The 356-nt window shown below is 34.0% G+C and carries 1 protein-coding gene; it reads left to right on the top strand.

The features are described from left to right. Positions 1 to 52 precede the first annotated feature (52 nt). Complete coding sequence (locus tag ABF638_RS38355; protein WP_435027948.1) at positions 53 to 319, top strand: HAD family acid phosphatase; 267 nt, start codon at positions 53 to 55, stop codon at positions 317 to 319. The last annotated feature ends 37 nt before the right edge of the window (positions 320 to 356 follow it).

Below are 356 nucleotides of genomic sequence, written 5' to 3'. Positions count from 1 at the left end.
GATACACTGATTTATTTTAATTAGTGTACTTCATTAGACTGGTAAACGCTATATTGATACGAATAATAGTTTTGATCCAACAACATGGAATAAATGGGTAGCAGCAGCCAAAGCTAAGGCTGTTCCTGGTGCAGTCAAGTTTGTGAATTACGTTAATGATAATGGTGGGACTGTCTTTTTTATTTCTAACCGGGATAAGAGTAGTAAAAAAGATAACCAAAACAATGATTTAGAGATTGCAACTATCAATAATTTAAAATCAGTTGGTTTTATAGGTGCTAATTCTGCAACAGTATTATTAAACTGGAGTTTAGACTAAGCCATACAAAATGACCCAGCAGGGCTGAGTTAATCAG

The sequence above is a fragment of the Nostoc sp. CALU 1950 genome (assembly GCF_051172895.1).
In the GTDB taxonomy this organism is placed as follows: domain Bacteria; phylum Cyanobacteriota; class Cyanobacteriia; order Cyanobacteriales; family Nostocaceae; genus Nostoc; species Nostoc edaphicum_A.
Note: the sequence above shows the minus strand (reverse complement) of the source record. Positions and strands in the feature narration are given on the sequence as shown.